At 66.2% G+C, this 25,408-nt stretch carries 30 protein-coding genes; 16 read left to right on the top strand and 14 right to left on the bottom strand.

Annotated elements, in window-relative coordinates:
- Positions 1-92 precede the first annotated feature (92 nt).
- Both phaC and ACFW0H_RS07955 read left to right on the top strand, forming a co-directional pair.
- A complete protein-coding gene (gene phaC, locus ACFW0H_RS07960; RefSeq protein ID WP_422913355.1) occupies positions 93-1,775 on the top strand; it encodes a class II poly(R)-hydroxyalkanoic acid synthase in 1,683 nt (560 codons plus the stop codon).
- A gap of 75 nt (positions 1,776-1,850) precedes the next feature.
- Entirely contained in the window at positions 1,851-2,465 is a 615-nt protein-coding gene (locus tag ACFW0H_RS07955) for a TetR/AcrR family transcriptional regulator (protein WP_422913354.1), read from the top strand.
- A gap of 48 nt (positions 2,466-2,513) precedes the next feature.
- Here ACFW0H_RS07955 and ACFW0H_RS07950 read toward each other — a convergent pair whose 3' ends face one another.
- The 3 genes from ACFW0H_RS07950 to ACFW0H_RS07940 form a co-directional block, all read right to left on the bottom strand.
- The gene (locus ACFW0H_RS07950) at positions 2,514-3,443 is read right to left on the bottom strand and encodes a phasin family protein (RefSeq protein WP_422913353.1); all 930 of its coding nucleotides are present in this window, start codon (positions 3,441-3,443) and stop codon (positions 2,514-2,516) included.
- Positions 3,444-3,453: 10 nt separating this feature from the next.
- On the bottom strand, positions 3,454-3,885 hold the full coding sequence (locus ACFW0H_RS07945) for a phasin family protein (RefSeq protein ID WP_422913352.1): 432 nt from the start codon (positions 3,883-3,885) through the stop codon (positions 3,454-3,456).
- A gap of 229 nt (positions 3,886-4,114) precedes the next feature.
- The gene (locus ACFW0H_RS07940) at positions 4,115-4,390 is read right to left on the bottom strand and encodes a polyhydroxyalkanoic acid system family protein (protein ID WP_422913351.1); all 276 of its coding nucleotides are present in this window, start codon (positions 4,388-4,390) and stop codon (positions 4,115-4,117) included.
- Positions 4,391-4,534: 144 nt separating this feature from the next.
- Between ACFW0H_RS07940 and ubiE the strand changes: the two genes are divergently transcribed.
- From ubiE to ACFW0H_RS07890, 10 genes are all read left to right on the top strand, one after another.
- A complete protein-coding gene (gene ubiE / locus ACFW0H_RS07935) occupies positions 4,535-5,305 on the top strand; it encodes a bifunctional demethylmenaquinone methyltransferase/2-methoxy-6-polyprenyl-1,4-benzoquinol methylase UbiE (RefSeq protein ID WP_422913350.1) in 771 nt (256 codons plus the stop codon).
- The gene (locus tag ACFW0H_RS07930; protein ID WP_422913349.1) at positions 5,305-5,922 is read left to right on the top strand and encodes a ubiquinone biosynthesis accessory factor UbiJ; all 618 of its coding nucleotides are present in this window, start codon (positions 5,305-5,307) and stop codon (positions 5,920-5,922) included. Before ubiE ends, ACFW0H_RS07930 begins: the two co-directional genes overlap by 1 nt.
- Positions 5,919-7,511, top strand: a complete 1,593-nt coding sequence (gene ubiB, locus ACFW0H_RS07925; protein WP_422913348.1) for a ubiquinone biosynthesis regulatory protein kinase UbiB — start codon at positions 5,919-5,921, stop codon at positions 7,509-7,511. The genes ACFW0H_RS07930 and ubiB overlap by 4 nt, the downstream gene beginning before the upstream one ends.
- 78 nt (positions 7,512-7,589) lie before the next feature.
- Entirely contained in the window at positions 7,590-7,991 is a 402-nt protein-coding gene (hisI, locus tag ACFW0H_RS07920; protein WP_422913347.1) for a phosphoribosyl-AMP cyclohydrolase, read from the top strand.
- A complete protein-coding gene (locus tag ACFW0H_RS07915; RefSeq protein WP_377690924.1) occupies positions 7,984-8,319 on the top strand; it encodes a phosphoribosyl-ATP diphosphatase in 336 nt (111 codons plus the stop codon). The genes hisI and ACFW0H_RS07915 overlap by 8 nt, the downstream gene beginning before the upstream one ends.
- Before the next feature lie 25 nt (positions 8,320-8,344).
- Positions 8,345-8,608: a twin-arginine translocase TatA/TatE family subunit gene (locus ACFW0H_RS07910; RefSeq protein WP_422913346.1), complete on the top strand. Its 264-nt coding sequence runs from the start codon at positions 8,345-8,347 to the stop codon at positions 8,606-8,608.
- Positions 8,609-8,614: 6 nt separating this feature from the next.
- Positions 8,615-9,088, top strand: a complete 474-nt coding sequence (tatB, locus tag ACFW0H_RS07905; protein ID WP_422913345.1) for a Sec-independent protein translocase protein TatB — start codon at positions 8,615-8,617, stop codon at positions 9,086-9,088.
- Positions 9,085-9,879 carry a twin-arginine translocase subunit TatC gene (gene tatC, locus ACFW0H_RS07900; RefSeq protein WP_422913344.1) on the top strand — a complete coding sequence of 265 codons (795 nt, stop codon included), beginning with the start codon at positions 9,085-9,087 and terminating at the stop codon, positions 9,877-9,879. The genes tatB and tatC overlap by 4 nt, the downstream gene beginning before the upstream one ends.
- Positions 9,876-10,583, top strand: a complete 708-nt coding sequence (locus tag ACFW0H_RS07895) for a 16S rRNA (uracil(1498)-N(3))-methyltransferase (RefSeq protein WP_422913343.1) — start codon at positions 9,876-9,878, stop codon at positions 10,581-10,583. The genes tatC and ACFW0H_RS07895 overlap by 4 nt, the downstream gene beginning before the upstream one ends.
- A 50-nt stretch (positions 10,584-10,633) precedes the next feature.
- Positions 10,634-11,056 (top strand): UPF0158 family protein, encoded by a 423-nt coding sequence (locus ACFW0H_RS07890; protein WP_422913342.1) that lies wholly within the window; start codon positions 10,634-10,636, stop codon positions 11,054-11,056.
- A gap of 210 nt (positions 11,057-11,266) precedes the next feature.
- Here ACFW0H_RS07890 and ACFW0H_RS07885 read toward each other — a convergent pair whose 3' ends face one another.
- The 5 genes from ACFW0H_RS07885 to pip form a co-directional block, all read right to left on the bottom strand.
- Entirely contained in the window at positions 11,267-12,001 is a 735-nt protein-coding gene (locus ACFW0H_RS07885; RefSeq protein WP_422913341.1) for an amino acid ABC transporter ATP-binding protein, read from the bottom strand.
- Positions 11,994-12,956, bottom strand: a complete 963-nt coding sequence (locus ACFW0H_RS07880; RefSeq protein ID WP_422913340.1) for an amino acid ABC transporter permease — start codon at positions 12,954-12,956, stop codon at positions 11,994-11,996. Before ACFW0H_RS07880 ends, ACFW0H_RS07885 begins: the two co-directional genes overlap by 8 nt.
- A gap of 93 nt (positions 12,957-13,049) precedes the next feature.
- Positions 13,050-13,841 (bottom strand): transporter substrate-binding domain-containing protein, encoded by a 792-nt coding sequence (locus tag ACFW0H_RS07875; RefSeq protein WP_422913339.1) that lies wholly within the window; start codon positions 13,839-13,841, stop codon positions 13,050-13,052.
- 121 nt (positions 13,842-13,962) lie between these two features.
- On the bottom strand, positions 13,963-14,400 hold the full coding sequence (dtd, locus tag ACFW0H_RS07870; protein ID WP_422913338.1) for a D-aminoacyl-tRNA deacylase: 438 nt from the start codon (positions 14,398-14,400) through the stop codon (positions 13,963-13,965).
- Entirely contained in the window at positions 14,400-15,374 is a 975-nt protein-coding gene (pip, locus tag ACFW0H_RS07865) for a prolyl aminopeptidase (RefSeq protein ID WP_422913337.1), read from the bottom strand. Before pip ends, dtd begins: the two co-directional genes overlap by 1 nt.
- Before the next feature lie 93 nt (positions 15,375-15,467).
- On the opposite strand from pip, the gene ACFW0H_RS07860 reads away from it, so the two are divergent.
- The 4 genes from ACFW0H_RS07860 to ACFW0H_RS07845 all read left to right on the top strand — a co-directional run bounded on the left by ACFW0H_RS07860 (position 15,468) and on the right by ACFW0H_RS07845 (position 18,901).
- A complete protein-coding gene (locus ACFW0H_RS07860; RefSeq protein WP_422913336.1) occupies positions 15,468-15,899 on the top strand; it encodes a hypothetical protein in 432 nt (143 codons plus the stop codon).
- Positions 15,896-16,369 carry an NUDIX domain-containing protein gene (locus ACFW0H_RS07855; protein WP_422913335.1) on the top strand — a complete coding sequence of 158 codons (474 nt, stop codon included), beginning with the start codon at positions 15,896-15,898 and terminating at the stop codon, positions 16,367-16,369. The genes ACFW0H_RS07860 and ACFW0H_RS07855 overlap by 4 nt, the downstream gene beginning before the upstream one ends.
- Positions 16,370-16,510: 141 nt before the next feature.
- Positions 16,511-17,926, top strand: a complete 1,416-nt coding sequence (locus ACFW0H_RS07850) for an NAD(P)/FAD-dependent oxidoreductase (RefSeq protein WP_422913334.1) — start codon at positions 16,511-16,513, stop codon at positions 17,924-17,926.
- Positions 17,927-17,941: 15 nt separating this feature from the next.
- Entirely contained in the window at positions 17,942-18,901 is a 960-nt protein-coding gene (locus ACFW0H_RS07845) for an alpha/beta fold hydrolase (protein ID WP_422913333.1), read from the top strand.
- 33 nt (positions 18,902-18,934) lie between these two features.
- Here ACFW0H_RS07845 and hutG read toward each other — a convergent pair whose 3' ends face one another.
- From hutG to ACFW0H_RS07815, 6 genes are all read right to left on the bottom strand, one after another.
- Positions 18,935-19,738, bottom strand: coding sequence for an N-formylglutamate deformylase (hutG, locus tag ACFW0H_RS07840; RefSeq protein WP_422913332.1), 804 nt, complete (start codon positions 19,736-19,738; stop codon positions 18,935-18,937).
- Positions 19,731-20,939, bottom strand: a complete 1,209-nt coding sequence (gene hutI, locus ACFW0H_RS07835) for an imidazolonepropionase (protein ID WP_422913331.1) — start codon at positions 20,937-20,939, stop codon at positions 19,731-19,733. The genes hutG and hutI overlap by 8 nt, the downstream gene beginning before the upstream one ends.
- Positions 20,936-22,468 carry a histidine ammonia-lyase gene (gene hutH, locus ACFW0H_RS07830; protein WP_422913330.1) on the bottom strand — a complete coding sequence of 511 codons (1,533 nt, stop codon included), beginning with the start codon at positions 22,466-22,468 and terminating at the stop codon, positions 20,936-20,938. Before hutH ends, hutI begins: the two co-directional genes overlap by 4 nt.
- 11 nt (positions 22,469-22,479) lie before the next feature.
- Positions 22,480-23,310, bottom strand: a complete 831-nt coding sequence (locus ACFW0H_RS07825; RefSeq protein WP_422913329.1) for a quaternary amine ABC transporter ATP-binding protein — start codon at positions 23,308-23,310, stop codon at positions 22,480-22,482.
- Positions 23,307-24,158 (bottom strand): ABC transporter permease, encoded by an 852-nt coding sequence (locus tag ACFW0H_RS07820; protein WP_422913328.1) that lies wholly within the window; start codon positions 24,156-24,158, stop codon positions 23,307-23,309. Before ACFW0H_RS07820 ends, ACFW0H_RS07825 begins: the two co-directional genes overlap by 4 nt.
- A gap of 71 nt (positions 24,159-24,229) precedes the next feature.
- Positions 24,230-25,198, bottom strand: coding sequence for an ABC transporter substrate-binding protein (locus ACFW0H_RS07815; protein ID WP_422913327.1), 969 nt, complete (start codon positions 25,196-25,198; stop codon positions 24,230-24,232).
- Positions 25,199-25,408 lie beyond the last annotated feature (210 nt).

Here is a 25,408-nt window from a genome sequence, read left to right as displayed (position 1 = left end):
CGCGATAGTCTGGAATGCACTTCGGGCTCCTGATGGTACAACCCTTGCTGTAGACCTCCTGAACCACGGACCGAATACGGAGCGTTGCCCCCATGCGAGAAAAACAAATCCCGGGCACCTTGCCGACACCTGCGGCCTTCATGAACGCGCAAAGCGCCATCGTCGGATTGCGCGGCAAGGATCTGTTGTCCACGGTACGCAACCTGGCGCTGCAAGGACTGCGGCACCCCGTGCACAGTGCGCGACACATGATCGCCTTCAGCGGGCAGGTCGGCCGCGTCCTGCTGGGCGATACCCTGCACCAGCCCAACCCGCAGGACAGCCGCTTCGCCGACCCCTCCTGGCAACACAACCCCTTCTATCGCCGTGGCCTGCAGGTCTACCTCGCCTGGCAGCGGCAGCTCAGTGCCTGGATCGACGAGAGCGACCTCAGCGACGATGACCGCGCCCGCGCGCGCTTCGTCCTGGCCCAGCTGAGCGACGCCCTCTCCCCCACCAACAGCCTGCTCAACCCGCTGGCGGTGAAGGAACTGTTCAACACCGGCGGGCTGAGCCTGATCAAGGGCCTCGGCCACCTGGTGGACGACCTGCTGCACAACGACGGCATGCCCAGCCAGGTCAGCAAGCACGCCTTCGAGATCGGCCGCAACCTGGCCACCACCCCCGGTGCAGTGGTCTTCCGCAACGAGCTGCTGGAGCTGATCCAGTACAAGCCGATGAGCGAGAAGCAGTACCTGCGCCCGCTGCTGGTGGTGCCGCCGCAGATCAACAAGTACTACATATTCGACCTCAGCCAGGACAAGAGCTTCGTCCAGTACGCGCTGAAAGGCGGCCTGCAGGTGTTCATGGTGAGTTGGCGCAACCCCGATGCGCGCCACCGCGAGTGGGGCCTCTCCACCTACGTGCAGGCCCTGGAGGAAGCCTTCGAGGTCTGCCGCGCCATCACCGGCAGCAAGGAAGTCAACCTGGTCGGCGCCTGCGCCGGGGGCCTCACCAACGCCGCACTGCAGGGCCACCTGCAGGCGCGCCGGCAGCTACGCAAGGTCAGCAGCGCCACCTACCTGGTCAGCCTCCTCGACAGCCAGGTGGACAGCCCCGCCGCGCTGTTCGCCGACGAGCAGACCCTGGAGGCCGCCAAGCGCCGCTCCTACCAGGCCGGTGTGCTGGAAGGCAAGGCCATGGCCAAGGTCTTCGCCTGGATGCGCCCCAACGACCTGGTGTGGAACTACTTCGTCAACAACTACCTGCTCGGCCGCGAGCCCCCGGCCTTCGACATCCTCTACTGGAACAACGACAACACCCGCCTGCCCGCCGCGCTGCACGGCGACATGCTGGACTTCTTCAAGCACAACCCGTTGAGCCGCAGCGGCGGCCTGGAAATCTGCGGCACCCCCATCGACCTGCAGAAGGTCACGGTGGACAGCTTCAGCGTGGCCGGCATCAACGACCACATCACGCCCTGGGACGCCGTCTACCGCTCCGCCCTGCTGCTGGGTGGCGACAGCCGCTTCGTGCTGTCCAACAGCGGGCATATCCAGAGCATCCTCAACCCGCCGGGCAACCCCAAGGCCAACTACTACGAGAACGCCAAGCTCAGTTCCGACCCGCGTGCCTGGTACTACGATGCCAAGCATGTGCAAGGCAGCTGGTGGTCGCAGTGGCTGGGCTGGGTCCAGGAGCGTTCCGGCGAGCAGCGGGAAACCATCATGGCCCTGGGCAACCAGGACTATCCGCCGATGGAAGCCGCGCCTGGAACCTATGTGCACGTGCGCTGAAACCTCCACGAGCCGGTCGGGCAAGGTCCCGACCGGCTTTCCGACCTGCTACGCAATGCCTGACAAGACACCTGGATGAAGACCCGCGACCGCATCCTCGAATGCGCCCTCGAGCTGTTCAATCGCAATGGCGAACCCAACGTCACTACGCTGGAGATCGCCACTGAGCTGGGCATCAGCCCCGGCAATCTCTACTACCACTTCCACGGCAAGGAGCCGCTGGTGATGGTGCTGTTCGAGCGCTTCCAGGAAGAACTCGCACCCCTGCTCGACCCGCCGGCCGAGGCGCGACTGGATGCCGAAGACTACTGGCTGTTCCTGCACCTGATCGTCGAGCGCCTGGCCCAGTACCGCTTCCTCTTCCAGGACCTGTCGAACCTCGCCGGGCGCCTGCCGAAGCTGGCCCGCGGCATACGCCAATGGCTCAATCACCTCAAGCGCACCCTGGCCGCCCTGCTGGCCCGGCTCAAGACCGAGCGCCAGCTGGTCAGCGATACCGAATCCCTCGGCCAACTGGTGGAGCAGATCACCCTGACCCTGCTGTTCTCCCTCGACTACCAGCGGGTGCTGGGCAGCGGCGGCGAAATCCGCCTGGTCGTCTATCAGGTGATGATGCTGGTCGCGCCGCACCTGCGCCCCAGCTCCCGGCATGCTGCGGAGAGTTTGGCCAGGCGTTATCGGGACGCCTGAAATGCAAACGCCCGGCAAAGCCGGGCGTCTGGGTCATACCGATACAGCTCAGGACTGGCTGGACGGCGGCGTAACCGGTGTCGCAGCCGGGGCCGAAGCGGCCGGTGCGGCCGGCGCAACGCTCGGAGCCGGAGCGGCACTGGCGGCCGGAGTGGCTGCCGGAGCCGAGCTCGCAGCCGGTGCAGCGGGCTTGGCGGCCTTGGGTGCGGCGGGCTTTTTCGCTGCAGGTTTCTTCGCAGCGGCGGGTTTCGCAGCCGCCGGTTTGGCTTCGGCAGCAGGCTTCGCTGCAGCGGGCTTGGCGGCCGGTTTGGCGGCGGCCTTCGCAGCGGGCTTGGCAGCAGCGGGAGGCTTGGCAGCCGGTTTCGCAGCAGCTTTCGCAGCGGGCTTGGCAGCCGGCTTCGCGGCCGCTTTCGCAGCGGCGGGCTTGGCAGCAGCAGCCTTGGCCGCCGGCTTGGCAGCCGCAACCTTGGCGGCGGGTTTCGCAGCTGGCTTCGCAGCGGCCTTGGCAGCCGGTTTGGCGGCAGCCTTGGCCGCAGGCTTGACCGACTTGGCCGATACACCGGTGAGTTTCTCGATCTGCTTGGTCAGGGAATCGACCTTGCCTTGCAGGTCCTTCACTTCACTGCGGCTGGGCACGCCGAGACGGGAAATGGCGCTGTTCAGGCGTTTGTCGAACGCCTCTTCCAGCTCGCCCCACTTGCCGATCGCCTTGCCCTTGACCTCTTCGACCTTGGACTTGGCCGAGCCGACACGGGAGTCGACTCGCGACTTGACCGCCTCGACCTGCTTGTCCACTTCGGTCTTGGCCTGCTTCTCGGCCTTCTCGCCATCCTTCACCAGCGTGTCGAACAGCTTGGAGCCGTCGTTGCTGATCTTCGAGTAGGCCCCCAAGCCAGCCAGCCAGATCTGGCGCGAGTATTTCTCGATCTCGCCGATCCAGGAGTTGGTGTCTTTATCGGTTTTCTTCTTGCCAGCCATCCTGCTCTCCTTATTTGGTTCGCGCGACGTGCTCGAGCAACGCGCTCAGCTCATCAAGCTTAGCAGAGAGTGCCTCAACATCCTGCCGGGAGGGAATACCGATGCGGTTCAGGGCGCTGGCCACACGGTTGTCGAAGGCCTTCTCGATCTTGTCGATTTGCAGCTCGACCTTTTCCTTCACGCCAGTGACGCTGCTCTTCACGCTGTCGAACTGGGTGTTGGCGGCCTCGACCTGCTCATCCACCAGCTTCTTGCCCTGCTTCTCGACGCCTTCGCCAGCCTTCACCAGCTCCTTGAAGTAGTCGACGCCCTCGGCGCCGGCCTTGGCGTAGGCGCCCAGGCCTGCCAGCCAGATCTTGCGGGCATAGAGTTTGACGTCAGCGATGACGGTGGACTTGCTTTCTACTTTCTCGACTTTCTTCTTGACGACTGCCTTGGCCATGATGCACCTCACGCGGAAGGGTAAATGACTCGCCCTTTTTCAGGGCTTAAGCGCAAGGTAGCGAGGAAAATTAGAAACGGCATACTAGCGATGGGGCGGTCACGCTCGGACCGTAGGTTGGTGCCGAGCGCAGCGAGGCCCAACAAGGGCAGGCGCATCGGAAATGTTGGGCTTCGCAAGCTCAGCGCCAACCTACACAGGTATCATTCCCGGCGAGCCTGGCCCCGAATCACACCAGGTACTCGTCCAGTGCCTTCTCGATCTCGCGCTTGATCATGCCGCCCATGGCCGACAGCAGCAGGCCCAGCTTGACCTCCACGCGCACCTTGTCGGCGCCCACCTCGATCTGGCCATCGGCACCGCTGCGCCTGAATTCCAGGGTGTCGCCGCGCCACTGGTAGCGCACGTCGTACTCGCGCGCCAGGCGCTCGGCCAGCTTCTCGGCCTTCTCACGCACAGCTTCGTGGCTCAGGGCGTGCGAACGTTCGACATGGATACGGGACATGGATGGACTGCTCCTGCTGCGACCTTTGGTCGCGCGAATATACCAGCCCCCGCGGGCGCTGGTCGCACCCCGCGCCCTCCGCCGCCAAGACAAAGCCGGGCGCCGGCATTAGAATGGCCGCCATTCAATTCCGGTGGCAGCGACATGAACGACCCGCGCAAAGGCAACGACGCCGAACCCACGACCCACTTCGGTTACCAGCAGGTCCCCGAGAGCCAGAAGGCCGACAAGGTCGCCGAGGTATTCCACTCGGTAGCGGCCAAGTACGACCTGATGAACGACCTGATGTCCGGCGGCGTCCACCGCTTGTGGAAGCGCTTTACCATCGAGCTGTCCGGCGTGCGTCCGGGCAACCGGGTGCTGGATATCGCTGGCGGCACCGGCGATCTCACCCGCCAGTTCTCGCGCCTGGTGGGCGTGACCGGCGAAGTGGTGCTGGCGGACATCAACGCCTCCATGCTCAAGGTCGGTCGCGACAAGCTGCTGGATAGCGGCGTTGCCGGCAACGTCAGCTTCGTTCAGGCCGACGCCGAGAAGCTGCCCTTCCCCGACAACCACTTCGACGTGGTCACCATCGCCTTCGGCCTGCGCAACGTCACCCACAAGGAAGACGCCCTGCGCTCCATGCTGCGTGTGCTCAAGCCGGGTGGTCGCCTGCTGGTGCTGGAGTTCTCCAAACCCACCAGCGGCCTGCTGTCCAAGGCCTATGACGCCTACTCCTTCAGCCTGCTGCCGCTGATGGGCAAACTGATCACCAACGATTCCGAGAGCTACCGCTACCTGGCCGAGTCGATCCGCATGCACCCGGACCAGGAGACGCTCAAGGCGATGATGGCCGCGGCCGGATTCGAGCGCGTCACCTACCACAACATGACCGGCGGCATCGTCGCCCTGCACCGCGGCATCAAGCCCTGATGCTGACCCAGGCGCTGCTCGCCGGCATCGAGTTCGGTCTCAACCGGGTGCTGTCCCTGGACAGCACTGCGCTGCCGCGCATGGCGGCCCTGGAAGGCAGGGTCATCGAAGTCGACTGCCAGAACCCGGCGCTGACCCTGTTCCTGCTCCCCGGCGGAGATGGCCTGAAGCTTTCCGCCCACTGGTCCGCTACCGCCGACTGCCGCCTGAGCGCGCCGCCCAGCAGCCTGCTGAAACTGGCCACCACGCGGGAGAAGTCCGCCGTGCTGCACAGCCCGGAAGTCACCCTGGAAGGCGACAGCGCCGTGTTGCTGGAGCTGGCCGCCATCCTCCAGGACCTCGAGCTGGACTGGGAGTACGAACTGTCGCGCTGGCTCGGCCCGGTGGGCACCCACCTGCTCGCTGGCCACCTGCGCAGCCGTGCCGGCTGGGCCGGGCAAGGCCTGGACAGCCTGCGGCAGAACCTCGCCGACTACCTGTCCGAAGAGTCGCGCACCCTGGTGGGCCGCCGTGAAGCCGACGCGCGCTTCGCCGAACTGGACCGCCTCAAGCTCGCCCTCGATCGCCTCGAGGCCCGCGTCGAGCGCCTGAAACCGAGAATCAAGCCCAACGCATGAAGCTGCTCGCCGCCCGCCGCCTGCTGCGCATCCAGCAGGTCGTCATCCGCTACCGCCTCGATGACCTGCTGCTCGAGCTGCCGCTGCCCTGGTGGCTGCGTGCGCTGAGCTACGCACTGCCCTGGCGCTGGCTGCCGCGCCGGGAACTGACCCTGTCCCGCGGCGAGCGCCTGCGCCTGGCCCTGGTCGACCTGGGGCCGATCTTCATCAAGTTCGGCCAACTGCTCTCCACCCGTCGGGACCTGATGCCGCCGGACATCGCCGACGAGCTCGCGCGCCTGCAGGACCGGGTACCGCCCTTCGCCCCGGAGAAGGCCGTGGCGCGCATCGAGGAACAGCTCGGCGCCAAGGTCAGCGAGGTCTTCGCCCGTTTCGACGTCGAACCGCTCGCCTCGGCCTCGGTGGCCCAGGTGCACGCCGCCCAGCTGAAGACCGGCGAGGAAGTGGTGGTCAAGGTGATCCGCCCCAACCTGCGGCCGATCATCCGCCAGGATCTGGCCTGGCTGTTCACCCTCGCCCGCCTGGCCGAGCGCGTATCCGCCGACGCCCGCCGCCTGCGCCCGGTGGAGGTGGTGGACGACTACGAGAAGACCATCTACGACGAACTCGACCTGCTGCGCGAGGCGGCCAACGCCAGCCAGCTCAAGCGCAATTTCGACGGTTCGCCGCTGCTCTACGTGCCCCAGGTCTACTGGGACTGGTGCCGCCCCAAGGTGCTGGTGATGGAGCGCATCTACGGCATCCCGGTGACCGACCTGACCACCCTCGCCGACCAGCGCACCGACATGAAACTGCTGGCCGAGCGCGGCGTGGAGATCTTCTTCACCCAGGTGTTCCGCGACAGCTTCTTCCATGCCGACATGCACCCGGGCAACATCTTCGTCGCCACCCGCCAGCCCTGGAACCCGCAGTACATCGCCATCGACTGCGGCATCATCGGCAGCCTCACCCCCGAGGACCAGGACTACCTGGCGCGCAACCTGATCGCCTTCTTCAAGCGCGACTACCGTCGCGTGGCGCAGCTGCACATCGATTCGGGCTGGGTGCCGCCGGAAACCAAGGTCAACGACTTCGAAGCGGCCATCCGCACCGTCTGCGAGCCCATCTTCGAGAAGCCGCTGAAGGACATTTCCTTCGGCCAGCTGCTGCTGCGCCTGTTCCAGACCGCACGCCGCTTCAACATGGAAGTCCAGCCGCAACTGGTGCTGCTGCAGAAGACCCTGCTGAACATCGAAGGCCTCGGCCGCCAGCTCTACCCCGACCTGGACCTCTGGAGCACCGCCCAGCCCTTCCTCGAGCGCTGGATGCGCGAGCGCGTCAGCCCCCTGCAACTACTGCGCAACCTGCAGCAACAGGCCGAGCAGGTGCCGCATCTGTCGCAGATAGCCCGCGACACCCTGGAACGCCTGGCGCAACCCGCCGTCGTCCCGCAGCAAGCCGAGCAACGGGCCGAAAGCCAGTGGCCTGCGCGTCTGCTCGGCGCCCTGCTGGTCGCCGGTGCCGCCACCCAGGGCCTGGCGCCCACCGCCGAAACCTGGCCGAGCTGGCTGATGCTGGCCGGTGGTCTCTATCTGGTGTTGCGCCGATAGCCAGCCTGGAGTCTCGCTGGCACACTATTTCGATCTGAGCGCTGGCCGTAAATTGCCAGCCCCGCTGTGGAAGAGACGATGAAAGACTGGCTGGAAGAGATCAACTGGAATGCCGAAGGCCTGGTGCCGGCGATCGCCCAGGACCACAAGACGGGCCGGGTGCTGATGATGGCCTGGATGAACCGCGAAGCCCTTGCCCTCACCGTCGCCGAGAACCGCGCCATCTACTGGTCACGCTCCCGTGGCAAGCTGTGGCGCAAGGGCGAGGAGTCCGGCCACGTGCAGCGCCTCCACGAACTGCGCCTGGACTGCGACGCCGACGTCGTCATCCTGCAGGTCGAACAGTTGGGCGGCATCGCCTGCCATACTGGACGCGAAAGCTGCTTCTACCGCGTCTTCGAAGACGGCGGCTGGAAGACCGTCGATCCCGTGCTCAAGGACCCGCACGCCATTTATGCCGCAGGACACAGCCATGAGTGATACCCTCGCCCGCCTGGCCGAGGTGCTGGAGGAGCGCAAGAATGCCGCGCCCGACAGCTCCTACGTCGCCAGCCTGTACCACAAGGGCCTGAACAAGATCCTGGAGAAGGTCGGCGAAGAGGCGGTGGAAACCATCCTTGCCGCCAAGGACGCCGCCACCAGCGGCGATGCCAGCGACCTGATCTACGAAACCGCCGACCTCTGGTTCCACAGCCTGGTCATGCTCGCCGCGCTCGGCCAGCACCCGCAGGCCGTGCTCGATGAACTGGACCGTCGTTTCGGCCTGTCCGGGCACGCCGAGAAGGCCGCCCGCCAGCCCTCCGCCTGACAAAGACAATCAAGAGGAACACACCATGGGCATCTTCGACTGGAAACACTGGCTGGTCATTCTCATCGTCGTCGTGCTGGTCTTCGGCACCAAGCGCCTGAAAACCCTCGGCTCCGACGTCGGCGACGCCATCAAGGGCTTCCGCAAGGCCATGAACACCGAGGAAGGCAACGACAAGGCCCCCGAGCAGAACAGCGCCCAGCAGCCCGGCGCCACCCCCCTGAACCAGACCCAGACCATCGAGGGCCAGGCGCAGAAAGTGCAGGACCCGGTGACCCGCAAGGACTGATGCCCCATGTTCGGTATCAGCTTCGGTGAACTGCTGCTGATCGGCCTGATTGCACTGCTGGTGCTCGGGCCCGAGCGGCTGCCTGGCGCGGCGCGCACCGCCGGCCTGTGGATCGGCCGCCTCAAGCGCAGCTTCAATGCGATCAAGACCGAGGTCGAGCGCGAAATAGGCGCCGACGAGATCCGTCGCCAGTTGCATAACGAACACATCATGGCGCTGGAAAAGCAGATCAAGGAGAGCATCGTGCCTCCGGCTGCCGAAACGCCCGCGCCCGCGCCTGAAAGCGCGCCGATGGCGCCGCCCGCCGTGGCACCAGCCTCCGCTGCGAGCGCGCCGGCCACCGATGCGCCCAGCCAGGCCACCCAGCCCGGGCAGCAGCCCGCAGCGGCCCAGTCGCCCGCCCCCGCGGCGAGCAACCCGGCAGCCCCCGCGTCGCCCCAGGCCCCCGTCGAACCGCAACAGCCGTCCCGCATCCCATGAGCGACCAGAAACCGGAACAGGACCAGGAAATGCCCCTGGTCTCGCACCTCACCGAACTGCGTACGCGCCTGTTGCGCTGCGTGGCGGCGATCTTCGTGATCTTCGCCGGCCTGTTCTACTTCGCCCAGAAGATCTACACCCTGGTCTCGGCGCCGCTGCGCCAGTACCTGCCGGAAGGCGCCACCATGATCGCCACCGACGTGGCCTCGCCCTTCCTCACCCCGTTCAAGCTGACCATGGTGGTGGCGCTGTTCCTCGCCATGCCGGTGATCCTGCACCAGGTCTGGGGCTTCATCGCCCCCGGCCTGTACAAGCACGAGAAGCGCATCGCCCTGCCGCTGCTGGTGTCGAGCATCGTGCTGTTCTACGGCGGCATGGCCTTCGCCTACTTCCTGGTGTTCCCGCTGATCTTCCACTTCTTCGCCAGCGTAACCCCCGAAGGGGTGGCGATGATGACCGACATCAGCAGCTACCTCGACTTCGTGATGACGCTGTTCTTCGCCTTCGGCGTAGCCTTCGAGATCCCCGTGGCCGTGGTGCTGCTGATCTGGATAGGCGTGGTGGACGTCGAGTACCTCAAGCGTATCCGCCCCTACGTGGTCATCGGCTGCTTCGTCGTGGGCATGGTCCTGACCCCGCCGGACATCTTCTCCCAGACCCTGCTGGCCGTGCCCATGTGGCTGCTGTTCGAGGTCGGCGTGTTCTGTGGCGGCCTGATCCGCAAGCGTGGCGAGCACCCGGACGACAATCCCGACGAACCCGGCGACCAGCCGCCCGCCACCCGCCCGTGAACCTGCTCCTTCTCGAAGACGCCGACTTCGTCGCGGCGGACCGGGCGCGCCTGGAAGGCCGGCGCCTGAAGCACCTGCATGAAGTCCACCGCGCCAAGGCAGGCGACAGCCTGCGGGTCGGCCGCCTCGGTGGGCTCATGGGACAAGGCCGCCTGCTGAGCCTGGAAGCCGATAGCGCCGAGCTGGAGGTCAGTTTCGACCAGCCGCCGCCGGCCAAGCTGCCCATCACCCTGCTGCTCGCCCTGCCACGACCGAAAATGCTCCGTCGCGTGCTGCAGACGGTCGCCGCCATGGGCGTGCCGCGCCTGGTGCTGCTGAACAGCTACCGGGTGGAAAAGAGCTTCTGGCAGACCCCCTTCCTCGAGCACGCGGCCATCCGCGAACAGTTGATCCTGGGCCTGGAACAGGCACGGGACACCGTGCTGCCCGAGGTGGTCATCGAGAAGCGCTTCAAACACTTCGTCGAGGACCGCCTGCCGCAGATCGCCACCGGCACCCTGGGCCTGGTGGGCCACCCCGGCGATCACCCGCCCTGCCCCCGCGCGGTAGCTGAACCGATCACCCTGGCCATCGGCCCGGAAGGCGGCTGGATTCCTTACGAAGTGGAAAAGCTACGGGAAGCCGGCCTGCACCCGGTGCAACTGGGCGAACGCATCCTGCGCGTTGAAACGGCGGTCACGGCCCTGCTCGCCCGGCTGTTCTGAAGCGAAAGGCTGGCGTAGGCTGGCAGCATCCTTAGTCATCGAGACTCCCCATGCGCCCGCTGACCATCGACCTCGACCAGATCGCCTTCGCCCTCAATACCGAAGGGCTCGACCACTACCTGGACCTGCTCAGCGGCAAGGTGCTGCTGATCCCCGAAGAAGACGCCGACCCCGAACTGGAGACCCTGCTGCGCGAGGAGCCCGAGCGCTTCCTGCTGGTGGAGCCCCTGGGCCAGGGCGATGAGCTTGCGCTGATGCAGGAATTCCTCGTCGAAGTGGTCCATCCCCATGCCTACGCTGCCCTGGAACAGGCCCTGGCGGGGCGCAAACCGGCGCGTACGTTCCGCCATGTGCTGATGGAATATCCCGTGCTGCTGGAAGCCTGGCACGCCTTCGAGGCCGCCCGTCTGCGCGAGCTGGCCCAGGACTGGCTGGAGGAGAACGAACTGCAGCAGGCCAGGCCGCTGCATTGACCGGAAAATTCATCCGTGAAAAACCCCGTAGGATGGGTGGAGCGGAGCGATACCCATAAAGAAGGCCGGCAGGATAGTCCGAGCCGGCGCTCAACCGCCCTCACCCCCAGCCCACCTCCCTGAAGGGAGAGGGGTGACTCCCAGCCCACCTCCGACCTGTAGGGGCGAATTCATTCGCCAAGGGCCGCGAAGCGGCCCAAAGAATCCCGATCAGAGCACCTGCCGCAGGAAGCTCTGCGCGCGCGGGTCCTGGGGCTGGGCGAAGAACTGCGTGGGGGGCGCGTCTTCCAGCAGCTTGCCGTGGTCGAAGAACAGCACCCGGTCGGCCACTTCGCGGGCAAAACCCATCTCGTGGGTCACGCAGACCATGGTCATGCCTTCCTGGGCCAGCTGCTTCATCACATCCAGCACCTCGCCCACCATTTCCGGGTCCAGCGCCGAAGTGGGCTCGTCGAACAGCATCACCTTGGGCTCCATGCACAGGGCGCGGGCGATGGCCACGCGCTGCTGCTGGCCACCGGAGAGGCGCGAGGGGTACTCGTTGGCCTTCTGCGCGATACCGACCTTGGCCAGCAGCGCCTGGGCCTTGGCCTCGCGCTCGGCCTTGCCGCGCTTGCGCACGATCTTCTGCGCCAGGCACAGGTTCTCCAGCACCGTCATGTGCGGGAACAGGTTGAAGTGCTGGAACACCATGCCCACCTCGCGGCGGTAGGCGTTCACGTCGGTCTTCGGGTCGGCGAGGTCGACGCCGTCGATGCTCACCGAGCCCGAATCCAGCTCCTCCAGGCCGTTCAGGCAGCGCAGGAAGGTGGACTTGCCGGAGCCCGACGGGCCGATCACCACCACCACTTCACCACGCTTGACCGAAGTCGTGACGTTATCCACGGCGCGCACTTCATGGCCGCGGGCTTCGAAGACTTTCACCAGGTTACGGACTTCAATCACTTTTCCCGAGCCTCCGCTCCAGACGGCTGGCGATTTGCGACAGCGGCAGGTTGATGACGAGGTAGAGCGCGGCGACGCAGAACCAGATCTCGAAGGTGGAGAAGGAGGTGGTGATCGCTTCGCGTCCGCTCTTGGTCAGTTCGGTGATGGCGATCACCGAGACCAGCGAGGTGTCCTTGACCAGGCTGATGAACTGCCCGGCCAGCGGCGGCAGCACGCGCTTGAAGGCCTGGGGCAGGATCACGTGGCGCATGGACTGGCCGGCGGTCAGGCCCAGGGAGCGCGCCGCCTCGTTCTGGCCACGGGCAACGGACTGCACGCCGGCGCGGACAATCTCGCCCACGTAGGCGCCGGTGAACAGCGCCAGCGCCGCCACCCCGGCGAACTCGCGGGAGAGGTCCAGCACCGTGCCGATGAAGAAGTAGAAGATGAAGATCTGCACGAGCAACGGCGTGCCGCGCACCAGTTCGACATAGACGGTGGACAGGTCGCGCAGGGTGGAATTGCTCGACAGGCGGCAGAGGCCGGTGAACAGGCCGATCACCAGGCCCACGGCGCCGGACGCCAGGGATATCCACAGGGTCGTCCAGAGGCCCCAGAGCAGCGGGCCGGCGGTCCAGTGGCGGGTGACACCGACCAGGTCGCCCTCGGAAACATCGTCGCCCTGGCTCACCTGGAGGCTGTCACGGGCCACTTCCAGCACTTGCTCCGCACCGCCCTCGGCGGTCAGCGTCACGCGGGCCCTGTCGCCGGCATCGGCAATGGCGGTGACGGTGCCGTAGTCGGCGGCGCGCTGGCCTTCCTCGGCCTGGTACGCGAAGTACTGGGGCACACGGTTCCAGCGCCATTCATAGGAAATCAGCGAAGTGGAGTACCAGAGGCCCCAGCCAATCATGACCAGGATCAGACCGGTCAGGATGTGCCAGGGCCAGGTGCGGCGATGTTTTCTAGTCACGGGAAATCTCGCTCATGGCGGGGGACAAAAGGCAGGCCCGGCCTTGTGGGCCGGGCCTGTCGAAGCCAGCATGGGCCTTGGGGGCCGCCGGGCTTATTCCATCTCTTTCAGCCAGTCGGTCTTCTTGAACCACTTGGCGTGGATGCGATCGTAGCTGCCGTCCTGCTTGATCTGGTGCAGGTAGTTGTTGATCCAGTTGAGGCTGTCGTAGTCGCCCTTCTTCAGGCCGAAGGCCAGGGGCTCGTAGGTGAAGGGCTGCTCCAGGAACACCAGCTTGCCGGCACCGGCCTTGTTCACCGCCACCACGTTGTAGGGTGCGTCGTAGATGAAGGCATCGGCCTTGCCGTTGACCACGTCCATCACCGCTTCCTGCTCGTTGTCGAAGCCGTGGTACTGGGCCTTGGCGATCAGCTTCTTGGCGACCATTTCGCCGGTGGTGCCGATCTTCGAGGTGATGCGGTACTTGGCATCGTTCAGGTCCTTGTAGGACTTGATCTCGCCTTGCAGCTCCTTGCGGACCAGCAGGGTCTGGCCGACCACGATGAAGGGCTCGGAGAAGTTGATGCGCAGGTTGCGCTCCTGGGTCAGGGTCATGCCGGAGCCGATCATGTCGAACTTGTCGGTCAGCAGCGCCGGGATGATGCCGTCGTAGCTGGTGGACACCAGTTCCAGCTTGACGCCCATGGACTTGGCCATGGCCTTCAGCACGTCCACTTCGAAACCGATGATCTCGCCGCGCTTGTTGGTCATCTCGAAGGGCATGTAGGTCGGGTCCATGCCGACGCGCAGGGTGCCGCGCTTGACGGCGTCATCGACCATACCGGCGTGGGCCAGCCCGGTCAGGGCGCAGGCCGAGAACAGCAGTGACGCGAGAAACTTTTTCATTCTTTCTCCTAATGGGGCAGCTCGTTGTTCTTCTTCAAGCCCACGGATGACGGGGCATGGCGCGCATGCTAACCGTCATCTTCCTGGATGGCGAGTCGTAAAAAGGCAGATATCGGGCAGTTCAGCTTTCGAGCAGGAAGGTGACCGGCCCGTCGTTGACCAGGTGCACCTGCATGTTGGCGCCGAAGCGGCCGGTGGCCACTTGCGGGTGCTTGAGGCGGGCCTGGCGTACCAGGTAGTCGAACAGCGCCTCGCCCCGGGCCGGCGGAGCCGCCGTGGAGAAGCTCGGGCGCAGGCCGCTGTTGGTGTCGGCAGCCAGGGTGAACTGGGAGACCAGCAGCAGGCCACCGCCGACCGCGCCCAGGGACAGGTTCATCTTGCCCTCGGCATCGGCGAAGACCCGGTAGTTGACCAGCTTGTGCAACAGCTTGTCGGCGCTGGCCTCGGTGTCCTGGGGCTCTACCCCCACCAGCACCAGCAGGCCCTGGTCGATGGCGCCGACCACTTCGCCGTCCACCTCGACGCGGGCCGCGCTGACCCGCTGCAGCAGTGCCTTCATCAGGCGTCCTCTTCCGGCGGCATGTCCAGCAGACGACGGGCCATCTGGTTGGTCGCGCGGACCAGGGCGTCGGTGATGCCGGCCTCGGAGGCGGCGTGGCCGGCGTCACGGACGATCTGCAACTCGCTGTTGGGCCAGGCCTTGTGCAGCGCCCAGGCGTTGTCCAGCGGACAGATGGCGTCGTAGCGGCCATGCACGATGACGCCCGGGAGGTGGGCGACGCGCGGCATGTCGCGGAGCAACTGGTCGGGCTCGAGGAAGGCGTTGTTGACGAAGTAGTGGCACTCGATGCGGGCGATGGACAAGGCACGCATCGGCTCGCTGAAGCGCTCCACCACCGGCGCGCTGGGGCGCAGGGTGGCGGTGCGGCCTTCCCAGGTGGACCAGGCCTTGGCGGCGTGCATCTGGGCGATCTGGTCCGGCCCGGTCAGGCGCTTGTGGTAGGCCTGCATCAGGTTGCCGTGCTCCTCCGCCGGGATGGGCGCCAGGTAGTCCGCCCAGTAGTCCGGGAACATGCGGCTGCAGCCTTCCTGGTAGAACCAGTGGAAGTCTTGCGGACGGCACAGGAAGATGCCCCTGAGGATCAGGCCGAGCACCCGCTCGGGATGGGTCTGGGCGTAAGCCAGGGACAGGGTGGAGCCCCAGGAGCCGCCGAACAGCACCCACTTCTCGATCCCCAGGTGCTCGCGGATGCGCTCGAGGTCGGCCACCAGGTCCCAGGTGGTGTTCTTTTCCAGGCTCGCGTGGGGTGTGGAGCGGCCACAGCCGCGCTGGTCGAAGGTGACGATACGGTACAGGTTGGGGTCGAAGAAGCGCCGACTCATGGCATCGCAGCCGGCCCCTGGGCCGCCGTGGATGAACACCACCGGCAGGCCGTCTGGCGTGCCGCTTTCATCCACGTAGAGCACGTGCGGCGCGTCCACCGCCAGCTCATGCCGGGCATGGGGTTTTATCTCCGGATACAAAGTCTGCATGCTGGGCTCCCTAAACTGTACGAAAGGTCGACCCCTGGACGAGCCCGGCCTTCTAATCTGCCGGGCATCATAACGAGGAAAAAGGAGTTCAGCATGCTACTCGGGAAGTTCGCGCTGCCGACGCTCTGCGTTCTGGCAATGCTAGCCGGTTGTGGCCGAAGCGACCCGGCTGCGGAGCTGGATGCGGCGGTGCAGCGATTGCAGGACAACCTCGAAGCGAAGCGGACCAGCGCCGTGCTGGAGCAGTTGCATCCGCAGTTCGTCGCCCAGCGGCAGAACGACCGCGACTGGGCGCGGCGCACCATGACCCTGCTGTTCATGCGCCACAAGAACGTCAGCGTGCTCGCCCTGGCCAAGGCCAGCCGGCTGGACCCGACCTACCGGGAGAAAGGCTACACCGAGGCCCAGGTCGCCCTCGCCGGCGCCGAGGGCCTGATCCCCGACAGCGCCCGCCACTATGGCGTGAAACTGGAGTGGTGGCTGGACGATGGCGAGTGGAAGCTCGCAAGGCTGGACTGGCAATGATCGCGCCGCTGATTCACCGCATCCGCGCCGCCGGCCTCCTGGTGCGGGACGGGCGCATCCTGCTGGTCAAGCATGTGGTGGGCGACGACACCTACTGGATTCCGCCGGGCGGCGGCTTCGAGTCGCAGAGCGACGAGTCGACCCGCGACACGGTGCGTCGCGAGTTCATGGAAGAGACCGGGCTGGACGTGGAGGTCGGCCCCCTGGTCTACGTCCGCGAGTTCGCCGAGCCGGCCATGGGCCGTTTCCACATGGAGCTGTTCTATCGGATCGACGCCTGGCGTGGCGAGCTCAGCCTGGCCAACCTGAACGGCCTGGGCGGGGACGAGTTCGAAATCCGCGAACTGGCCTGGGTCGGCCGCGACGAACTGGCCGCCCTGCCCTTCTACCCGGCTGAACTGCTGGATGACGTCTGGGCTCGGGTGGCGGCCGAGGTGGTGGTGATCCGCCATCTCGGGTTGCAGCGGTAGACGCCCCTTGCCTTTGCGGCCTGAAGCGTTCCGGCTATAGAGCCGTTGGCTATCGAGGCAATAAGTTCTTGTTCTGGTGCGCCGGGCCCGCGGCGCTAGCCTTGTGGAGTTGGGCCTTTCAGCTTCGCGAGGACGGTCGCCATGGACCCAGACCTGCTGGAAACCGACTATCTGGTGATTGGCGCCGGCGCTTCGGCAATGGCCTTCGTCGACACCCTGCTCAGCGAGTCCGACACCGCCACTGTGCTGATGGTGGATCGGCATGGGCAACCCGGCGGCCACTGGAACGATGCCTATTCCTTCGTGCGCCTTCACCAGCCGTCCGCCTGCTACGGGGTGAACTCCCGCGAACTGGGCAGCGGCAGGAAAGACGGCTCCGCGCTGGGCGAAGGTCTGTACGAGCTGGCCTCCGGTGCGGAAATCCTCAGTTACTACGAGCAGGTGATGCACCAGCGATTCCTGCCATCGGCTCGCGTGCGCTACTTCCCCATGTGCGACTACACCGGCGACCGCGCGTCCGACCATCGCTTCGTATCCCTGCTCAGCGGCGAAGAGCGGCAGGTGCGGGTGAAGCGCAAGCTGGTGGATGGCACCCACGGCCAGACCCAGGTGCCGTCCACTCATCCTCCGAAATACCAGGTCGCCCCTGGGGTGACCTGCCTGCCGCCGAACGAACTGCCGCGAAATCGCCAGCCTCGGCCGGCCTATGTCGTGGTGGGGGCCGGCAAGACCGCCATCGATACCTGCCTGTGGCTGCTGCAGAACGGCGTGGCGCCGGCGTCGATCCACTGGATCATCCCCAATGACCCCTGGCTGCTGGATCGCGCCACCCTGCAGCCCGGCCTCGAGTTTTTCGAGCAGAGCATCCGCGGCTTCACGGCGCAGTACTCGGCCATCGCCGCCGCCCGCTCGCTTGCGGAGCTGTTCGAGCGACTCGAAGGATCGGGCCAATTGCTGCGCATCGATCCATCCATCACCCCGACGGCCTATCGCGGCGCCACTGTCACCCGGGCCGAACTCCACGCCCTGCGCGACATCGGCCACAAGGTCCGGCTGGGCCGTGTGCGGGCGATCGAAGCCGGGAAGGTCCTGCTCGACCAGGGAAGTGTCGAGGTGCCAGCCGGCGCACTATTCGTGGACTGCAGCGCCGACGGCCTTGCCGGGTGGCAGGCGATGCCGGCGTTCGACGGCAACAGGATCAACCTGACCCTGATCAGCAACAACCAGCCGGTGTTTTCCGCGGCCCTGATCGCCTTTCTCGAGTGCCACCTGGACGATGGCGACGAGAAGAACGGTTACTGCCGTCCGGTTCCCATACCCAAGGTCCCGGAGGACTGGCTGAGGATCTGGGCGATCTACCTGGCGAACGTGCGGCGCTGGCGTGACAACGTGGAGCTCAGCCAGTGGCTGGGCCGGTCCCGCCTGTACCTGCTGACCACCATGATCCGCGACCTCCGCCCGGAAGATACGGAGCGCCAGGCACTGCTCAAGGAACTGGCCAGCGCCAGGCAACGGGCGGCGGAACGCCTGCCGGCGCTGATGGCCGGGATCGCCTGACGGCAGGCCGACATCGTGCGCGACTTGCAGCTGAACACCCTGGTCATGAATGGCCTGCAGATGCGGGTGGCGCTCCAGGGCGAAGGCCCCCTGGTGCTGCTCTGCCATGGCTTTCCGGAGCTCTGGTACTCCTGGCGGCACCAACTGGGTGCGCTGGCAGACGCGGGCTTTCGCGTGGCGGCCCCGGATATGCGGGGTTATGGCGGCACGGATGCGCCCCAGGCGGTGGAGGCCTATACCCGGCTGCACCTGATCGGCGACATGGTGGAACTGGTCCACGCCCTGGGGGAAAGTCAGGCGGTGATCGTCGGCCATGACTGGGGCGCCGTGGTGGCCTGGAACGCCGCCCTGGTGCGGCCCGACCTGTTCCGGGCGGTGGTCGGCATGAGCGTACCCTTCTCGCCGCCCGACCCGACGGATGCCCTGAGCGCCCTGGAAGCCTGGGGCATCGACGACTTCTACGTTCAGTACTTCCAGACGCCGGGTGTGGCGGAAGCGGAACTGGAGCGGGACGTCGGCTCATCCATCCGGAAAATCCTCCATTGCGGCTCCGGCGACTGGCAAGGCGAGCCGGCGTTCGGCCGGATCACGCCTGGCCTGGGCTTCCTGGGCACGATGCAGGAACCCGCGGCACTGCCCTCCTGGCTTACCGAGGCGGACATCGCCTACTACACGGACGAATTCACCCGCACCGGCTTTCGCGGCGGACTGAACTGGTACCGCACCTTCAAACTCTCCTGCGAGCTGATGGCTCCCTGGCGCGACTGCCGGATCCGGCAGCCTGCCCTGTTCGTCGCCGGCAGCCGCGACTCGGTACTGGGTTTCCCGAGCATCCCCCAACTGGTCGAGGCCCTCCCGCGCACCGTGCCGCAACTGCGGGGCTGCCACCTGCTCGATGGCGCCGGCCACTGGGTGCAGCAGGAGCGCGCAGCGGAGGTCAATGCACTGCTGGTGGAGTTCCTGCGCGGGCTCTGACCTCCGACCGCACCCGCTGCCTCACAGCGAGAGTCACTTGCCGTAACGCTGGCGCCCCCACTCCAGCATCGCCTGCAACAAGCGGCGCAGGACCGCCTGGGTCGGCACGGCCAGGTCTTCGCGGTAGTCGAATGGCAGTTGCTCATCCATGTAGGTGCACTGCGCCAGCTCCAGCTGCACGGCATGGATATGCTGGTCCGGCTGGCCGTAGTGGCGGGTGATATGGCCACCCTTGAAGCGGCCATTGAGCACATGGCTGTAGTCCGTCGACTTGGCGCAGACCGCTACCAGGGCCTCGGCCAGGCTCGGATCGCAGCTGGCACCGGCGTTGGTGCCGAGGTTGAAATCCGGCAGGCGGCCGTCGAACAGGCGCGGAATGAAGGAGCGGATGGAATGGGCGTCGAACAGCAGCGCATAGCCGAATTCCTCCTTCATCCGCGCCAGCTCGTTATTGATGGTCCGGTGATAGGGCGTCCAGATGTCCGCCAGGTAACGCGCCCGCTCCGCCGCCGGCGGCTCCTCGCCCTCGCGATAGAGCGGCTCGCCGTCGAACAGGGTGGCCGGGTAGAGGCCCGTGGTGGCGGTGGCGTAGAGCGGCTTGTCATCGGCCGGGCGATTCAGGTCGATGACGTAGCGCGAATACTGCGCGGCCAAGGTGCTTGCGCCGAGGTCCGTGGCGAAGTCGTAGAGGCGCGGGATGTGCCAGTCGGTATCGGTGAGGTCCCAGCCGGCCTCCACCATGCCCGCTTCCACCGCCGGGGTCAGGCGGGTGCCGGGGTGCGGCATGCTGATCAGCAGCGGCAGCTTGCCGCGGCTGAAGCTCAGAACGTTATCCACAGTCGATCTCCTGTCCGTGTCGAATCACCCGTTTGGGCAGGTCGCCGCCCAGCCAGTAGGCAAGCTCCGCCGGGCGCTGGATGTCCCAGGCGACGAAGTCGGCCACCTTGCCCACTTCCAGGCTGCCATGGCTGTCGGCCAGGCCCAGGGCCTTGGCGGCGTGCAGGGTGGCACCGGCCAGCGCCTCTTCCGGGGTCAGGCGGAAGGAGGTGCAGGCCATGTTCAGCATCATGCGCAGCGACAGCGCAGGCGAAGTGCCGGGGTTGAGGTCGGTGGACACCGCCATGGCCACGCCATGCTTGCGCAGCGCCTCGATGGGCGGCAGCTGGGTCTCGCGCAGCAGGTAGAAGGCACCCGGCAGCAGCACGGCGACCGTGCCGGCGGCGGCCATGGCGATGGCGTCGTCCTCGGTCATGTATTCCAGATGGTCTGCCGACAGCGCCTGGTAGCGCGCGGCCAGGCTGGAGCCATGCAGGGAGGAGAGCTGCTCGGCATGCAGCTTCACCGGCAGGCCCAGCTCCCTCGCCACCTTGAATACCCGCTCCACTTGCTCGGGGGAGAAGGCCAGGTGCTCGCAGAAGGCATCCACCGCGTCCACCAGTCCCTCGCTGGCCAGGGCCGGCAGGATGCTGTCACAGATGAGCGCGATGTAGTCGTCGGCGCGGCCGGCGTACTCCGGCGGCAGGGCGTGGGCCGCCAGGCAGGTGGCGCGCACCGTGATCGGCAGGGTCTCGCCCAGGCGCCGGGCGACCCGCAGCATCTTGCGTTCGCTGGCGAGATCCAGACCGTAGCCGGACTTCACTTCCAGGGTGGTGACGCCGTCGCGCAGCAATTGGCGGGCGCGGCGGGTGGCGCTCTCCAGCAATTCGTCCTCACTGGCCTCGCGGGTGGCGCGCACGGTGCTGGCGATACCACCGCCCTGGGCGGCGATCTCGGCGTAGCTGACGCCCTCCAGGCGCTGTTCGAACTCGCGGCTGCGGTCGCCGCCGAACACCAGGTGGGTATGGCAATCGACCAGCCCCGGGGTGAGCCAGGCGCCTTCGAGGTCGACCTCGACGTCATAGGGAATGGACGGCAGCGCCTCGCGCGGGCCGATCCACTCGATGCGGCCAGCATAGGTGACCAGCACCGCGTCTTCGATGATCGAGTACTTGCCACCCTGCATGGTGGCGGCATGGCAGTTATGCCAGAGGTGTTTCATTGCAATCCTCCAATGCGCGCGGCAATCCCCTCCAGCGCAGTACGGTCCCGCAGCAGTTCGGCGGCGCGGGTGATGTCCGGAGCTAGCCAGCGATCCTGGTCATAGGCCGGGACCTGCTCGCGCAGGGTTTCCCAGGCAGCCCCGGTACCCGCCCCAAAGCTCCTGGGCTTGTGGAATTCGAAGGCCTGGGCGGCCAGCAGGTATTCGATGGCAAGGATGCGGCGGCAGTTCTCCACCGCCCGCCCCAGCTTGAGGGCCGCGCTGGTGCCCATGCTCAGGTGGTCCTCCTGCAGGCCGGAGGTCACGAAGTTGTCCACCACGGCCGGCTGCGCCAGTTGGCGGTTCTCGCCGACCAGGGCAGCGGCGACGTACTGGGCGATCATCATCCCCGAATTGACCCCGGGCTGGCTCACCAGGAAGGCCGGCAGGCGGCTTACCAGCGGGTTGACCAGGCGATCCAGGCGCCGTTCGGCGATGCCGCCCAGTTCGGCGACGGCGATGACCAACAGGTCTGCGGCCATGGCCACCGACTCGCCATGGGGGTTGGCCTGGGACACCACCCTGTAGTCGTCCGGGGTGCCCAGCAGCAGCGGGTTGTCGTTGGCCGAGGCCAGCTCGGTATCGACCTGACGCGCGGCGTGAGCCAGCTGGTCGCGGCAGGCGCCGTGAACCTGCGGGATGGAGCGGATGCTCAGGGCATCCTGGGTGCGGATGCCGCGGCTGGCGGCGACCACCTCGCTACCGGCCAGCAGGGACAGCAGGTTGGCGCCCACCACCTGCATGCCGGGGTGCGGCTTGAGGGCGATGATCGCCGGGTCGAAGGCGGCGATCTGCCCACCCAGGGCCTCGAAGCTCATGGCGCCGATCACGTCCGCCCAACGCATCAGGCGCTCGGCGTCGTCCAACGCGAGGCAGGTCAGGCCCGTCATGCAGGGCAGGCCGTTGACCAGGCAGAGCCCGTCCTTGGCACCCAGGCGCACCGGTTCCAGGCCTTCGGCTGCCAGGGCCTCGGCGGCGGGCACCACGCGGCCGCGATAGCTGACCTCGCCGACGCCGAGCAGGGTGATGCCGACATGGGCCATGTGGGTCAGGTAGCCCACCGAGCCCTGGGATGGCACGCGAGGGGTGATACCGCGCTCCAGCAGCGCCAGCAGTCCTTCCACCACCTGCCGCTGCAGGCCGGAGCGGCCATGGCTGTAGTTGGCGATGGCACAGCAGATGATGGCGCGGGTCTGTTCATCGGCCAGCACCGGGCCAACGCCGCAGGCGTGGCTGAGCAGAGTGTTGCGCGACAGCGCAGCGAACTGCTCGGCGTCCAGCACCACTTCGCTCAGGGCACCGAGGCCGGTACTGATGCCATAGGCGCGCTCGCCCCGCTCGACGATGCGCTCGACGATGCCACGGGCGTTGTCGATGCGCGCCCAGGCCGCCGGGGTCAACTCCAGGCGGGCGCCGTGACGGGCCACCGCCACCACCTGGCGCCAGGTCAGCGGCGAATCGCCCAGCAGGACTTTCTCGGGTACGGACATCCGCTATTTCCTTACAGGTTGGCCACGCGGCGCTGGACGAAGCGGTCGACGTAGTCGTCCGCCGGCTGGTGGAGGATTTCCTTCGGCGTGCCGACCTGGATCAGCTGGCCGTCCTTGAGGATGGCGATGCGGTTGCCGATGCGTACCGCCTCGTCCAGGTCATGGGTGATAAAGACGATGGTCTTCTGCAGAGTCTTCTGCAGTTCCAGCAATTGTTCCTGCATATCGGCGCGGATCAGCGGGTCGAGGGCGCTGAAGGCTTCGTCCATGAGGATGATGTCGGTGTCCGAGGCCAACGCCCGGGCCAGACCGACCCGCTGGCGCATGCCGCCGGAAAGCTGGTGCGGGTAGGACTTCTCGTAGCCTTTCAGGCCCACGGTGGTGATCCAGTGCTGGGCGCGCTCCAGGCAGTAATCCTTGGTTTCGCCGCGTACCTTGAGGCCATAGGCGACGTTGTCCAGCACGTTCTTGTGCGGCAGCAGGCCGAAGCTCTGGAACACCATGCTGATCTTCTTGCGGCGGAATTGGCGTAGCTCTTCCAGGTCGTACTGCAGGATGTCCTCGCCATCGACCAGTATTTGCCCGCTGGTGGGGTCGATCAGGCGGTTGAAGTGGCGCACCAGGGTGGACTTGCCGGAACCGGAAAGGCCCATGATCACGAAGATCTCCCCTGCGCCGATGGACAGCGACAGGTCGTTGACCCCGACCACGCAACCGGTGTTGGACAGCACGTCGGCCTTGCTCTTGCCCTGCTGGATCAGCGCCAGGGCCTCGTCGGCGCGCTGGCCGAAGATCTTGAATACATTCTTGACGACAATCTTGCTCATGTTCTCGCCACTCATTTGCTGGCTGCGTGCCGCGAACGGCCGTAAGCCTGGGTGATGCGGTCGAAGACCACGGCCAGGATGACGATGGCCAGGCCCGCTTCGAGGCCCTTGCCGACGTTGAGGGTCTGGATGCCCACCAGTACGTCCTCGCCAAGGCCACGGGCGCCGATCATGGAGGCGATCACCACCATCGACAGGGCCATCATGGTGGTCTGGTTGATCCCCGCCATGATGCTCGGCAGGGCCAGCGGCAACTGCACGCCGAACAGCTGCTGCCAGCGGTTGGCGCCGAAGGCGTTGATCGCTTCCATGACTTCACCGTCAACCTGGCGAATCCCCAGGTCGGTCAGGCGGATCAGCGGCGGCGCGGCGTAGATCACGGTGGCGAAGATGGCCGGCACCTTGCCCAGGCCGAACAGCATCAGCACCGGGATCAGGTACACGAAGCTGGGCATGGTCTGCATGATGTCCAGCAGCGGCATCAGCACGGCCCGGAGGCGGTCGCTGCGGGCGGCGAGGATGCCCAGGGGAATGCCGATCAGCACCGAGATGAAGGTGGCCACCAGCATCAGCGCGACGGTCTGCATCAGCTTGTCCCAGAGCCCCACGGCGCCCACCAGGAACAGCAGGCCGGTGATCACCACCGTCGGCAGGATACGGCGGGTGGCGTGCCAGGAAATCCCGGCGACCACGATCAGCACCAGCCACCAGGGCGTGGCGCGGAGGATGCCTTCCAGGTAGACGATGGCCCAGAGCAGGGTGTCGGAGATGTGGCGAAATACATCGCCGTAGTTGGTCACCAGGCTGTCGACCCAGCCATTGACCCAATCAGCGATGGAGAAGGTGAAGCGTTCGGGGAACATAGCTCGCTCCGGTCATGTGGGGGGCCTTCTCCACCCTGGGAGAAGGCCGGGATCAGTGTTGGCCCGCGACCTCAGAGGGCGGCGTGAATCTTCTTCGCCGCGTCCTCGCTGACCCAGGCGTGCCACACATCCGGGTGCTCCTTGAGGAAGACCTTGGCGAGATCCGCCGAGTCCATCTTCTCCTTGGCCATCTTCGCCAGGTTCTGGTTCAGCAGGTCGATCGGCACGTTCACCTTGGTCAGCACCGCCACCAGCTCGGGGGCCTCGTCATGGAAGGCCTTGGACAGGCCAACCTGGATGGTCACGCTCTTGTCCACGCCGGCCTTCTCCTCCAGCTTGACCAGGTCGGCCTGGCCCATCAGCGGCGTCGGCGACCAGTAATAGAAAAGGATAGGCTCGCCACGGCGATAGCTCGACAGCACGGCCGCATCCAGGGCCGGGCCGGTGCCGGGACGGAAGTTGGTGAACTTCTCTTCCAGGCCGTAGCTCTTGAGCATCTCGCTGTTGTCCAGCTCGCAGGTCCAGCCGGCCGGGCAGTTGTAGAAACGGCCCTTGCCCGGCTCCTCCGGGTCGCGGAACAGCTCGGCGTACTGGCCGAGGTCGGCGATCGCCTTGAGTTGCGGCGCCTTGGCCTCGATACCGCGCTTGGCGTCGCCCTCGATCACGTAGCGCGGCACGTACCAACCTTCGGTGGCACCGACGATCGGCGCCCCCACGCCCACCACCTTGCCGGCGGCGGCGGCCTTGTTCCAGGCGTCGCTGCGGCCGATCCACTCCTCGGCGAAAATCTGGATGTCGTTGTTGCCCAGGGCCTGCTCCATGGTGATGGAGTTGCCCGGCAAGCTGTCGGTTTCGCAACCGTAGCCATTCTTCAGCACGAACTGCAGCAGGTCGGTGATCAACATGCCGCTTTCCCAGTTGAGCCCGGCGAACTTCACCGCCTTGCCGGATTCACACCAGCCCGCCGCCTGGGCGGAAGTCGCCCCAGCCAGCAGGCCCGCCGCACACATCAGGCCCAACACTCGCTTCTTGAATTGCATGTTCCGACGCTCCTGAAACTTGGTAAGGGTTAAGGCAGTTCGTTAATCGGCAGAAGCCGGTTGTGCCGGCTCCCGGTGCCAGTAACTGGCGATTGTTGTTTTGAACGACCGGCACGACTCGTGATCGTCCCGGTGACCTCATGCAGTTGCACTGCGGTCATCCTGACCCGGGGCACGCGTTGTGCGCGTGCCTCCCATCTCCCTACTTCA

Origin of the sequence: Metapseudomonas cellulosilytica, assembly GCF_049334135.1 — a bacterium.
In the GTDB taxonomy this organism is placed as follows: Bacteria; Pseudomonadota; Gammaproteobacteria; order Pseudomonadales; family Pseudomonadaceae; genus Metapseudomonas.
The sequence above is the reverse complement of the archived record's forward strand: the minus strand, read 5'-3'. Positions and strand labels throughout refer to the sequence as shown.